Below are 12,098 nucleotides of genomic sequence, written 5' to 3'. Positions count from 1 at the left end.
GGCTGAAGCGTTCGGGGCTCCGCCCCGGACCCCGCGCCTCAAACGCCGGCGGGGCTGGATTTTCCAGCCCGCCCGGCGTTTGAGGGCACGGCCGCCAGGCCGTACGGGGGTCCGGGGGCCTGCCCCCGGTTTCGGGAAGGGGCGGGGTGGGGGGAAGGCCCCGCGCAGCGGCCCCGCCTACCCCCGGCCCGCCCTCTCACGATGCGCCCCCGCCCCTCCCCGGGGAGCATGGAGACAGGCGCGTGGGCGCGGCGGGAGGAGGGCAGTGTGACGGCCGGTTCCTTCCCGGAGACGGCGGGGCCCGCGGGCGTGCCGTTCGACGGGACGGGCCTCCTCGACATGCTCGGCGTCGCCGCCGTCGTCATCGACGCCCGCGGCCGCGTCGTCCTGTGGAGCCCCCAGGCGGAGTCCCTCTTCGGCTACCGCGCCGACGAGGCTCTCGGCCGCTACGTCGCCCGCCTGATCGTCGGCCCCGAGCACCGCGAGGAGGCCATGCGTCTCTTCGGCGAGGTGCTGCACGGCGGCACGACGTGGGCGGGCACCTTCCCCGTACGGCACAAGGACGGCACGACCCGTGACGTGGAGTTCCGCAACATGCGGCTCACCGACGACCTCGGCGGTCTGTACGCGCTCGGCATCGCCGCCGACCGTTCCGTCGTCGAGCGCGTCGAGACCGGTCTCGCCCTCTCCGACCGGCTCGTCTCGCAGTCCCCGATCGGTCTCGCCGTCCTGGACACGGAGCTCCGGTACGTCCTCGTGAACCCGGCGCTGGAGCGCATCAACGGCGTCCCCGCCGCGCTGCACATCGGCCGCCGCATCGGCGACATGCTGCCGCTCGTCGACGCCGAGGCCCTGGAGACGGCGCTGCGGGCCGTCCTCGCCACGGGCACGCCGCTGCTGGATCACCAGACCACCGGCCGGACCCCGTCCGACCCGGGCCACGACCGGGCCTGGTCGGTCTCCTTCTACCGGCTCGACGGCCCCGAGGGCCGGGTCCTCGGTGTCGCGGCCTCGGTGATCGACGTGACCGAGCGGCACGACGCGGACGCGGCGGCGGGCCGCTCGCGGCGGCGCCTCGCCCTCGTCGCGGACGCCTCCGCGCGGGTCGGCACGACCCTGGAGGTCGAGCGGACGGCCGACGAGCTGGCCGGGGTCGTGGTGCCGGAGCTCGCGGACGTCGCCGCCGTCGACGTCCTCGACTCCGTCCTCGCCCTGCGCAGGCCCGGCGACAGCGAGGAGGGCCCGGAGCTCTTCCGCGCGCTCGCGGTGAAGGCCTCGGGCCCGACGGAGGCGTTCCCGGCGGCCGACCCGCCGGGCGAGGTGGCGATGTACGGGGCGGACCGGCTCGTGACCCGCTGTGTCCACACGGGGATGCCGGTCCTGGTGCGGCACGTCGGCCCCGGCGACCTGCTCCGGATCGCGCGCAGCCCCGAGGCGGCAGAGCTCCTCGGGCGGGCCGGGGTCCACTCGTACCTGGCGGTGCCGCTGATCGCCCGCGGCGAGGTACTCGGCGCGCTCGACCTCAAGCGGGACCGCAATCCGCTGCCGTTCGACGGGGACGACGTGCTGCTCGCGACGGAGCTGGCGGCGCGGGCGGCCGTCAGCATCGACAACGCCCGCTGGTACCAGAGCGTGCGGAACTCGGCCGTGACCCTTCAGCGGAGCCTGCTCCCGGGTACGCCGCCGGAGCGCGCCGGTCTGGAGGTCGCCGCCCGCTACCAGCCGGCGCAGGCGTCGAGCGAGGTCGGCGGGGACTGGTACGACGTGATCCCGCTGCCCGACGACAAGACGGCGCTGGTGGTCGGGGACGTGATGGGCAGCGGGATCGACGCGGCGGCGACGATGGGCCGGCTGCGGACGGCGACCTGCGCCTTCGCGGACCTGGACCTGTCCCCGGCGCGGGTCCTGCGCCATCTGGACCGGATCACGGCGGGTCTGGAGCACTACATCGCGACCTGCCTCTTCGCCGTGCACGATCCGCGCCTGGGCCGCTGCCGGATCGCGAACGCGGGGCACCTGCCGCCCGTGCGGGTCCCGGTGGACGGCCCCGCCGAGCTGGTGGGGGTCGAGCCGGGGGTCCCGCTCGGGGTGGGTGGCGGCACGTTCCGTACGGCCCGGGTCCCGTTCCGGCCCGGTGACGTCCTCGTCCTGTACACGGACGGGCTCGTCGAGACCCGCGACGAGGCGATCGACGACCGGCTCGCGGTGCTCGTCGGGCTCCTCGACGGGGCGCGGGGGCCCCTGGAGGAGACCTGTGACCTGCTGCTCCGGTCCCTGCGGCGGCCGGGTGCGCAGGACGACGTGGCGCTGCTCGTCGCCAGGAGCAGGAGGCCGGGATGACTCCCCGTCCGGCTCCCCGCGGCCGTCGTACGAACGGCGGGCGCGGCAACGCCAAGCGCGGCAGCGGCAGCGGCCCCCGCACCGGCACCGGCCCCCGCCCCGGCGAGCACGCCACCGGTCTCCGCAGCGTCGCCGGCCAGGTCTTCGCCCTGGAGGCCCTCATCGCCCTCCTCGTCATCGCCGCCGCCCTCTTCGTCGTCTTCCACCAGGCCCAGCGCGACACCGAGCGCGACGCCCGCATCCGTTCCCTCGCCGTCGCGGAGGCCTTCGCGCACGCTCCCGGCGTCGACGACGCCCTGACCTCGGCCGACCCCACGGCCGAGCTCCAGGACCGGGCGGAGGCGACCCGCCGGGCCACGGGCGTCGACTTCGTCGCGGTCCTCGGCCCGTCCGGGATCCGGTACACCGACTCGCAGCCGGAGCTGATCGGCCGGACGACGACCGGGGACCTCACCCGCGCGACGGTGGACGGCGAGTCCTTCACGGAGGTCTTCCGGGGCGAGCCGAACGACGCGGTACGGGCCGTTGTCCCGGTCGTCGACGACCGGGGCAGGATCGTCGGCATGGTCAGCAGCGGCATCGAGGTGCAGAGCATCTCGGACGCGCTGCGGGACCGGGTGCCGCTCCTCGTGGGCGCGGCGGCCGGCGCCCTCGCGCTCGCCGTGGGCGGCGCGGGCCTGGTGAGCCGCCGGCTGCGGCGGCAGACGCACGGCCTCGGCCCGGCCGAGATGACCCGGATGAAGGAGCACCACGAGGCGGTGCTGCACGCCGTGCGGGAGGGCGTCCTGATCCTGGGCCCCGACCGCCGTCTGCTGCTCGCCAACGACGAGGCCCGCCGTCTGCTCGGTCTGTCGGCGGAGGCGGAGGCGGAGCGGCGGCACGTGTCGGAGCTCGGTCTCGATCCCCGTACGGTCGAGCTCCTCGTCTCGGGCCGGGTGGCCACCGACGAGGTCCACCGGGCGGGCGACCGGCTGATCGCGGTCAGTGTGCGGCCCACGATCCCGGACGGGGTCGGCACGGGCAGCGTCATGACGATGCGGGACACGACCGAGCTGGCCGCCGTGACCGGCCGGGCGGCGGTCGCCCGGGGCAGGCTCCAGCTCCTGTACGAGGCCGGGGTGCGGATCGGCACGACCCTGGAGGTCGTCCGGACGGCGGAGGAGCTCGCGGAGGTGGCGGTGCCGCGCTTCGCCGACTTCACGACGGTGGAGCTCCTCGAACCGGTGCTGCGCGGCGAGGAGCCCCCGGCGTCGGCGCTCGCGACCGCCGAGATGCGGCGGACGGCGATGAGCGGGCTGCGGCCCGACCAGCCGCTCCAGCCGGTCGGCGACACGGTCCGGTACGACGTGGCGGGCGCGCCGATGGCGACGGCGCTCGCGGCGGGGCACGCGGTGGAGACGGAGCTGGCCACGGCGGAGGCGTGGCGGGCCCAGGATCCGGATGGGGCGGCGGGGGCCCTCGCGTACGGGATGCACTCGCTGCTCACGGTGCCGCTGATGGCGCGCGGGGTGGTCCTCGGGATGGCCAACTTCTGGCGGGCGGACACCCCGGAGCCCTTCGGCGAGGAGGACATGTCGTTCGCGGAGGAGCTGTCGGCGCGGGCGGCGGTGGCGATCGACAACGCCCGCCGGTTCACCCGCGAGCACGCGATGGCGGTGACCCTCCAGCGGAGTCTGCTGCCCCGGGTGCTGCCGGACCGGAGCGCGGTGGACGTGGCCTACCGCTACCTCCCGGCGAAGGAGGGTGTGGGCGGCGACTGGTTCGACGTGATCCCGCTGCCGGGGGCCCGGGTGGCGCTGGTGGTCGGGGACGTGGTGGGGCACGGGCTGCACGCGGCGGCGACGATGGGGCGGCTGCGGACGGCGGTGCACAACTTCTCGACGCTCGACGTGCCGCCGGACGAGATCCTCGGCCACCTCGACGAGCTGACGGGCCGGATCGACGACGCGGAGACGGGCGGCGTCGAGGACGCGGAGGGCTGGGAGGGCGGGGAGGGCCCGGCGGGCGAGGAGCGGCGGCGGGACATCGGCATCACGGGGGCGACCTGTCTGTACGCGATCTACGACCCGGCGTCCGGGCGGTGCGAGGTGGCGAGCGCGGGGCATCCGGGCCCGGCGTTCGTGGACCCGGAGGGGCGGGTGGAGTTCCCGGAGCTCGCGCCGGGGCTGCCGCTCGGGCTCGGCCTCGGGGACATGCCGTTCGAGACGACGGAGCTGTGGCTGCCGGAGGGCAGCAAGCTGGTGCTCTTCACGGACGGGCTCCTGGAGGACCGGGGCCGGGACCTGGACACGGGGCTCGCGCTGCTGCGGTCGACGCTGGCGCGCCGGGACCGTACGCCCGAGCAGACCTGTGCGGACGTCCTCGCGACGCTGCTTTCGGCCTCGCCTCGGGACGACATCGCGCTCCTCGTGGCGCGGACCCGGATGCTCGACCGGGAGCGGATCGCGGAGTGGGACGTGGAGCGGGACCCGTCGGCGGTCTCGCCGGTGCGGAACGCGGCGGCGGCGAAGCTGTCGGAGTGGGGGCTCGACGGGCTGGCGTTCACGGCGGAGCTGGTCCTGAGCGAGCTGATCACGAACGCGGTGCGGTACGGGGCGGACCCGGTGCGGGTACGGCTCCTCCACGACCGGGCGACGCTGATCTGCGAGGTCTCGGACGGCAGCAGCACCTCCCCGCACCTGCGGCACGCGGCGGCGACGGACGAGGGCGGGCGCGGTCTGTACCTGGTGGCGCGGTACGCGGAGCGCTGGGGCACGCGGTACGGCCGGCGCGGCAAGACGATCTGGGCGGAGCTGCGGGTGGACGCGGGCGGCGCGGAGGAGGCGGAGCCGGAGGCCCCGGGGATGCCGGACCTGGACGCGCTGGAGGACCTGGCCTGGTGAGGGCGGGAAGCCCCGGAGCCGGTCGCGCACCCGCCGCTTCTGGTATACCAGGGTGGTATACCAGAACCCCTGCATCCGAGGAGCCCCCGTGACCACGCCCCCGCCCCGTACCGCGACCGTGTTCCACGACGTACGGCCCTTCGGGGGCCCGGCCGGCGACCTCGTCGCCGTGGACGGGGTCCTCGTCGCCGGCCTCGCCGAGGTCCCGGCGGACGCCGTCGTCGAGCGGGTCGACGGGGGCGGGCGGCTCGCGCTGCCGACCCTGGTCGACGCCCACATCCACCCCGACAAGACGTCCTGGGGCGAGCCCTGGCACAGCAGGCGGCCCGCGCGGGGCATCGCGGAGTACGTGGCCGGCGACGTCGAGCTCGCCCGCGCGCTGCCCACCCCGGTGGGCGAGCGGGCGCTGCGCCTGATGGCGCACGCGGCGGCCCGGGGCACGCGCGCGATGCGCGCCCACGCGGACGTGGCCCCCGCGTTCGGCCTCTCGGGGCTCGAAGGGGTCGCCGAGGCGGCCCGGAAGCTCGCCGGGGTCGTCGACGTCGAGCTCGTCGCCTTCCCGCAGCACGGGGTGGTCCGCGAGCCGGGCGTCGCCGAGCTCCTCGCGGAGGCCGCCGCGAGCGGACTCGTCTCCCACATCGGCGGCATCGACCCGGCCGGCTTCGACGCGGAGGGCGGCGGGGCGGGCGGCCGGGACGGCGACCAGCTGGGCACGGTCTTCGCCCTCGCCGAGAAGCACGGCCTCGGCCTCGACATCCACCTGCACGACCGGGACGAGTCCGGCCTCGGGCCGCTGCGGGACATCGCCGCCCGGACCCGCGCGCTCGGCCTCCAGGGCAAGGTGAACGTCGGGCACGCCTTCGCGGTCGCCCAGCTCTCCGGGCGGGAGCTCGACGAGACGGCCGACCTGCTCGCGGACGCCGGGGTCTCCCTCACCACGGTCGCCCTGTCGGAGACGACGGTCCTGCCGTTCCGGCGCCTGGCCGAGCGCGGGGTGACGGTCGGGCTCGGCTCGGACGGCGTCAGGGACAGCTGGAGCCCGTTCGGCAACGGGGACATGCTGCACCGCGCCTGGCTCGCCGCCTGGGCGCTGGACGCCCGCCTCGACGAGGAACTGGAGGCCTGCTTCCGGCTCGCGGCGGACGGCGGCGCGGACCTCCTCGGCCTGCCGAGGGCGGAGCTCCGCCCCGGTTCCCCCGCCGACTTCATGCTCCTCGACGGCGAGTGCGTGCCGCAGGCGGTCGTCGACCAGCCGGGCCGGGACCTCGTGGTGCGGGCGGGCCGGGTGGTGGCCCGGGACGGCCGCCTGGTCTGACCGCCGGCGACCGCCCGGCCGACGCGTTCTGCGAAGATCGGTCGACCGGCCACCGACCGCCGCCCGCCACCGCCCGCCGACCACCGCGCAGCACCGGAGCCCCCATGCCCCTGCCCCTCCCCGCCGAACCCACCGCAGGAGAGGCCCGGCCGTCCCTGCGGGAGCGGGTGTACGCGGAACTGCGCGAGCGGATCATCGAGGCGGAGTACCCGCCGGGGACCCGGCTCGTCGAGCGCGAGATCGCCGAGGAGCTCCGGGTCTCCCGGGTGCCCGTGCGGGAGGCCGTGCAGCGCCTCGAATCGGAGGGCTTCCTCTCGGTGCGGCCCCGGCACGGTTCGGTCGTGACGGAGTTCGGGCCCGAGGAGGCCGAGGACCTCTTCGACGTACGGGAGAACCTGGAGGGCCTCGCCGCCCGCCTGGCCGCCCGGCACGCCGGCCCCGAGGCCCTGCGCGCCCTGGAGGAGCTCCTCGCGCGGGCGCGACGGGCGGTGGAGGCGGGCCGGCTGCGCGAGGCGGTCTCGCTCAACGCCGACTTCCACCGGTCGGTCGTCGAACTCTCCGGCAACCCGCTCCTGGTGGAGCTGATGACCCCGCTCGACGCCCGGCTGCGGCGGCTCTTCCGGCTGACGTCGGCGGAGTCGGACGGCGAGCCGATGTGCGGCGCGCACGAGCGGCTCTTCGAGGCGGTACGGGACGGGGACGAGGCGGCCGCCGAGTCCCTGGCCCGCGCCCACGTGGCGGCGACCCGCGCCTCGGCCCTACGGCTCCTCGCCGAGCGCGGCTAGCCGCTCTCGGCTAGCTGCTCGCGGCCAGCTGCTCTCGGACCCTGTCGAGGTCCGCGTCCGAGGCCAGTCCCGCGTGGTAGAGCCGGAGTTCGGTGGCGCCGGCCGCGCGGGCCCGCTCGGCGTCGCGGGCGAGGCGGGACGGGGCGCCGCCCATGCCGGTGACGACGGACAGGTTGGCGGCGACGGTCGTGCCGGGCCGGGCGTGGCCCGCGAAGGCGGCGATTGCCGGGGGCCGGGCGACGACGCCGTCCGCGAGGGCCAGGACGTGCGCGGGGTCCGTACCGGTGTCTGCGCCGCAGCGGTACGGGTCGGGGTCCGCGTGCAGCAGGACGCGGAAGCCCGGCGGGGCGGCGGCGCGGACGGCCGCCACGGCCTCGTCCTGGAAGGAGCGCGCCGCCCCGGCGCGCCAGGCGGCGGCCGGGGCCTCCAGGGCGCCGAGCCCGCCGGCCGGTCCGGCGCCGGCCCACACGGGCGCGAGGGCCTCGCGGACGGCGGCGGCCAGCACGTCGGGATCGGCGCCCCCGTTCCCGTACCCCTCGCGGCAGGAGGGGCAGAAGCAGAGGGACATGAGGTACTGCTCGCGCTCGCCCAGCGGGACCCCGGAGGTCTTGTCGTGGGCGTGCAGGTGGGCGAAGCCGTACCAGCCGCAGGACTCCAGCTCGGTGCCGGCGGCGCCGGGCCGCACGGCGGCCTCGGCGGCGAGCTCGACGAGGAAGGCGCGGACGTCGGGGCGGGCGACGCAGGGGGCCCAGGGGTAGCGGTCGCCGTACGCGTTGACGACGGAGGTCTCGGGGTGTTCGGCGCCGAGGCGGGAGTTGTGGGCGAGGACGACCCAGCTGTGCACGTCGAGCCCGGTGCCTTCGAGGGCCTCGGCGGCGCGGCCGTACGCGTCGCCGGGGGCCCACTCCCCCGCCGGGTACGGGCGCAAGGCCCGATCGGCCCAGCGGGCGGGGTCCGGCGGGTAGAGGACGGCGGCGTGCTCGGCGGTGACGATCCGGTGGGCCGGGTGGCGGGGGCTGAGCGCCCGGGTGGAGTGGTAGGCGGCGGCGAGGGTGACTTGCACGACGCCGAGTGCGGCGAGGCGGCCGGGGGCGGCGGGATCGCCGTCGACGTCCCAGGGGTAGAGGAAGACGCCCGCTCTCACGCTCCGGCCTCCCAGCCGTCGACTTGCCCGGACGGTCGTCTACATCCTTGAACGACCACGACCCGGCGCACGCTAGAGCAGCTCCGAAGTGCGGGTCAATATCCGGGGGTACGACAGAAAGGACCTAGCCCGACCAACTCTTGACGCTCCGTCTCCCCAGTCCCTAGCGTGTCCACGGTTGTGAACACGACTCGGCCGAGGAGATCCGCTCCATGCCCGCACCCCGCACCGTCCTCCTCACCGGCGCCGCCGGCGGCGTCGGCACGCTGATGCGGGAGCTGCTGCCCGCGTACGGCTACGAGCTCCGCCTCCTGGACGCCGTCCCCGTCGCGGGCGCCCCGGACGCCCTCGTCGCCGACCTCGCGGACCGCGCGGCGCTGCGCGAGGCCGTCCGGGGCGTCGACGCGGTCGTGCACCTCGCCGGGATCTCCCTGGAGGCCGATTTCGACGCGATCGTGGCCGCGAACATCACCGGCACCCACCACCTCTACGAGGCGGCCCGCGAGGAGGGCGTCCGGCGCGTCGTCTTCGCCTCCAGCAACCACGCCGTCGGCTTCACCCGCCGCCCGCGCGAGGGCGAGCCGCCGGTCCCCGTCACCACCCCGCACCGCCCGGACACCTTCTACGGACTCTCCAAGTGCTTCGGCGAGGACCTGGCCCAGCTCTACTGGGACCGGCACGGCGTCGAGACGGTCTCCGTGCGCATCGGCTCCTGCTTCCCCGAGCCCACCTCGGTCCGGATGCTGTCGCTCTGGCTCAGCCCCGGGGACTGCGCCCGCCTCCTGCACGCCGCCCTCACCGCCGGGTCCGTGGGCCACACCGTGGTGAACGGTTCCTCGGCCAACACCCGTACGTGGTGGGACCTCTCCACGGCCCGGGCGCTCGGCTACGAGCCGCGGGACGACTCCGAGGCGTACGCGGAGAAGCTGATCGCGGAGCAGGGGCTGCCGGAGGAGGGGAGCGCCGACGACGTGTACCTCGGCGGCCGGTTCACTGTGGACCCGCCGCGCTGGCCGCACTGAGCGCGGGGGAGAGCGCAGTGTGGCCGGCGCGGCGGTCGGCGGTGACACCCGGCCGGCCCTTACGGGGGGATGGAGCCGGCCAGGGCCCGCGTCACGGCGTGCGCTGGCAAAACCGGACATGTCCACGTTAAGTGCAGATCTGGATCACCGCGAGCCGCGGAACGCGGCCGTTGTCCGCAATGCGCGACGACGTTCCCGAAGACCTGACGGACTCCCCCGGCGGCATGGCAGCCGCTCGCTCTCGCGCTCCGGCCACCCAGTCATCCGGTCATCCGGTCATCCGGCGTTCCTGAGCGTCCAGGACGGCGTCTCGCCGAACTTCTCCCGGTACCGGGCCGCGAACCGTCCCTGGTGGGCGAAGCCCCAGCGCCAGGACACCTCGCTCACGCTCACCTCGTCCGGCTCGGCGGCCCGCAGCTCCTCGCGGACCCGGTCGAGGCGGACCTCGCGCACGTACGCCATCGGGGACATGCCCACGTACTCCCGGAAGGACTCCTGGAGGCGCCGCACGCTGACCCGGCCGACGGCGGCGAGTTCGGCGGTGGTGAAGGGGTGCTCGGGGCGCTCCCGCACGGCGTCCATCGCCCGCTTGACGGGCGCGGGGCGGCGGGCCTCGCCCGGGTGGTCGAGGGCCTCGCGCCAGGGGTGGTCGGCGGCCAGGAGCAGCCCGTTGAGCAGGGCCTCCTGGAGGGGCTTGGCGACGAGCTCGTGCCGGGCGATGCCCTCCCCCGCGAAGGCCTCGGCGGCGACCTGCCGGGCGAGGCGGACCCAGCTCGCGCCGGGACCGCGCGTGATGTCCAGGTAGGGGCGGAAGGTGAGCGGGCCGTTCAGCGGGCGGCCGAGCAACCGCTCCAGGCACTCCCGCAGTTCCGCCGCCCCGACCTTCACGGCGAGGTTCCGGCAGTCGCCGGTCCAGCGGTCGAGGACGGTGTCACCGGCGGGGTCGAGCAGGACGGCCTCGGTGGCGGTCGCGACGACCGCGGGCCCGGCGCCCTGGCGGACGGCCATGCTCCCGCCGAGCGGGGCGTTCACGTGGTACGCGCCGAGCTCGCCGAAGGTCATCCGGACGTCCGCCCCGCAGCTCAGGTCGCCGAGGACGAGGGGCCCGAGCGCGACGGTGTCGAAGCGCGCCGCGAAGGGGCCGCTCCGGCCCTGGCCCTGGCCGCCGAGGACGTCCATGCGGTTCGCGTAGTACCGGGCGCCGAGCTCCTCGCGCGCCTCGTCGACGTCCCGCGTGCGGAACGAGATCCCACCCATGACACCCATTGTCTTCGAACGAATCTTCTTGTGGTCGAACCGGATGAGGGTAAGGGAACGGCAAAGGTGTGCGGTTCGTTACCCCTGGCATGACCGCTATGACCCCCGGCTCGAACATTCCTCTCTCCGCCGCGCGCGTGGCGGTGGACGTCGCCGCCCCCGTGCGGCTCGACGTTTCGGGCCTGCTGCTCGGCGCCAACGGCAAGGTGCGCTCGGACGACGACTTCATCTTCTACAACCAGCCCGCCGGGCCCGGTGTCACCTACCGCTCCGGCGGCGGCACCGCGCCCGACGCGATCGTGGTCGACACGACGGCGCTCCCGCCCGGCATCGAGCGGATCGTCGTCACGGCGAGCCCCGACGCGGCGGGCCAGACCTTCCAGGGCATCGAGCCCACGGCGACCGTCCGCGACGCGGACTCCGGCGGTGTCCTCGCCACCTTCACCCCGCCGCGGCTCGCCACCGAGACGGCGCTGGTGGTCGTGGAGATCTACCTGCGCAACGGGGCGTGGAAGGCCCGCGCGGTGGGCCAGGGGTACGCGAACGGGCTGGCCGGCATCGCGACGGACTTCGGCGTCTCCGTGGAGGAGGAGCCGGCGGCCCCGGCCGCCGCCGCGCCCGTGGCTCCCCCGGTCCCCCCGGCCCCGCCGGCTCCCCCGGTGGACCCGCGGATCGCCGCCGCGTCGGCCCCGGCCGCCCCTGTCGCCCCTCCGGCTCCCCCGGCTCCCCCCGCGCCGGTCTCCACCGGGAAGATCAACCTCGACAAGGGCCGGGTCAGCCTCCAGAAGAACCAGACGGTCTCGCTGGTCAAGGGCGGCCGCCCGCTGCTCTCCCAGGTCAAGATGGGCCTCGGCTGGGAGCCCGCGTACCGGGGCAAGGACATCGACCTGGACGCCTCGGTCATCGCGTACGGGCCGCAGCGCAACCACCTGGACAGCTGCTACTTCGGCAAGCTGTCGATCCTCGGCGGCTCGATCAAGCACTCCGGTGACAACCTCACCGGCGAGGGCGCGGGCGACGACGAGGTGATCGTCGTCGACCTCGGCCGGCTGCCGGCCGACGCCACGGGCCTGGTGTTCACGGTGAACTCCTTCTCCGGCCAGAAGTTCACCGAGGTCGCCAAGGCGTACTGCCGGCTGATGGACGCGACGACCGGCGAGGAGCTGGTCCGCTTCGACCTGACGACGGCCGAGCCGCAGACGGGCGTGATGATGGCCAAGCTGATCAAGCAGTTCAGCGGCGAGTGGGAGATGACGGCGATGGGCGAGTTCGTGAAGTCGCGGACGGTCCGGGGCATGGTGAAGCCGGCGGCGCAGGCGCTGTAGGCGCCGCGGGCACGGCAGGAGGGGCGCG

8 protein-coding genes are annotated in these 12,098 nt (G+C 75.6%); 6 read left to right on the top strand and 2 right to left on the bottom strand.

Features of this window, described 5'->3' with window-relative positions; genetic code table 11:
* Nucleotides 1-228: 228 nt before the first annotated feature.
* From ACFC0Z_RS23690 to ACFC0Z_RS23675, 4 genes are all read left to right on the top strand, one after another.
* On the top strand, nucleotides 229-2,340 hold the full coding sequence (locus ACFC0Z_RS23690) for a SpoIIE family protein phosphatase (RefSeq protein WP_376441292.1): 2,112 nt from the start codon (nucleotides 229-231) through the stop codon (nucleotides 2,338-2,340).
* On the top strand, nucleotides 2,337-5,222 hold the full coding sequence (locus tag ACFC0Z_RS23685; RefSeq protein WP_376441289.1) for a SpoIIE family protein phosphatase: 2,886 nt from the start codon (nucleotides 2,337-2,339) through the stop codon (nucleotides 5,220-5,222). Before ACFC0Z_RS23690 ends, ACFC0Z_RS23685 begins: the two co-directional genes overlap by 4 nt.
* A gap of 88 nt (nucleotides 5,223-5,310) precedes the next feature.
* The gene (locus tag ACFC0Z_RS23680) at nucleotides 5,311-6,537 is read left to right on the top strand and encodes an amidohydrolase (RefSeq protein ID WP_376441286.1); all 1,227 of its coding nucleotides are present in this window, start codon (nucleotides 5,311-5,313) and stop codon (nucleotides 6,535-6,537) included.
* 104 nt (nucleotides 6,538-6,641) lie between these two features.
* Nucleotides 6,642-7,322 (top strand): GntR family transcriptional regulator, encoded by a 681-nt coding sequence (locus tag ACFC0Z_RS23675; RefSeq protein ID WP_376441283.1) that lies wholly within the window; start codon nucleotides 6,642-6,644, stop codon nucleotides 7,320-7,322.
* 10 nt (nucleotides 7,323-7,332) lie between these two features.
* Here ACFC0Z_RS23675 and ACFC0Z_RS23670 read toward each other — a convergent pair whose 3' ends face one another.
* Nucleotides 7,333-8,466 (bottom strand): hypothetical protein, encoded by a 1,134-nt coding sequence (locus ACFC0Z_RS23670; RefSeq protein ID WP_376441280.1) that lies wholly within the window; start codon nucleotides 8,464-8,466, stop codon nucleotides 7,333-7,335.
* Between the two features lie 212 nt (nucleotides 8,467-8,678).
* Here ACFC0Z_RS23670 and ACFC0Z_RS23665 point away from each other — a divergent pair, with 212 nt between their 5' ends.
* Nucleotides 8,679-9,488 (top strand): NAD-dependent epimerase/dehydratase family protein, encoded by an 810-nt coding sequence (locus ACFC0Z_RS23665; protein ID WP_376441278.1) that lies wholly within the window; start codon nucleotides 8,679-8,681, stop codon nucleotides 9,486-9,488.
* Nucleotides 9,489-9,764: 276 nt separating this feature from the next.
* Here the strand turns inward: ACFC0Z_RS23665 and ACFC0Z_RS23660 are convergent, their stop codons facing one another.
* Nucleotides 9,765-10,745, bottom strand: coding sequence for an AraC family transcriptional regulator (locus ACFC0Z_RS23660; protein ID WP_376441275.1), 981 nt, complete (start codon nucleotides 10,743-10,745; stop codon nucleotides 9,765-9,767).
* A 98-nt stretch (nucleotides 10,746-10,843) separates the two neighbouring features.
* On the opposite strand from ACFC0Z_RS23660, the gene ACFC0Z_RS23655 reads away from it, so the two are divergent.
* The gene (locus ACFC0Z_RS23655; RefSeq protein ID WP_376441326.1) at nucleotides 10,844-12,070 is read left to right on the top strand and encodes a TerD family protein; all 1,227 of its coding nucleotides are present in this window, start codon (nucleotides 10,844-10,846) and stop codon (nucleotides 12,068-12,070) included.
* The last annotated feature ends 28 nt before the right edge of the window (nucleotides 12,071-12,098 follow it).

Origin of the sequence: Streptomyces sp. NPDC056144 (genome assembly GCF_042264145.1) — a bacterium.
GTDB lineage: Bacteria > Actinomycetota > Actinomycetes > Streptomycetales > Streptomycetaceae > Streptomyces.
The sequence above is the reverse complement of the archived record's forward strand: the minus strand, read 5'-3'. Positions and strand labels throughout refer to the sequence as shown.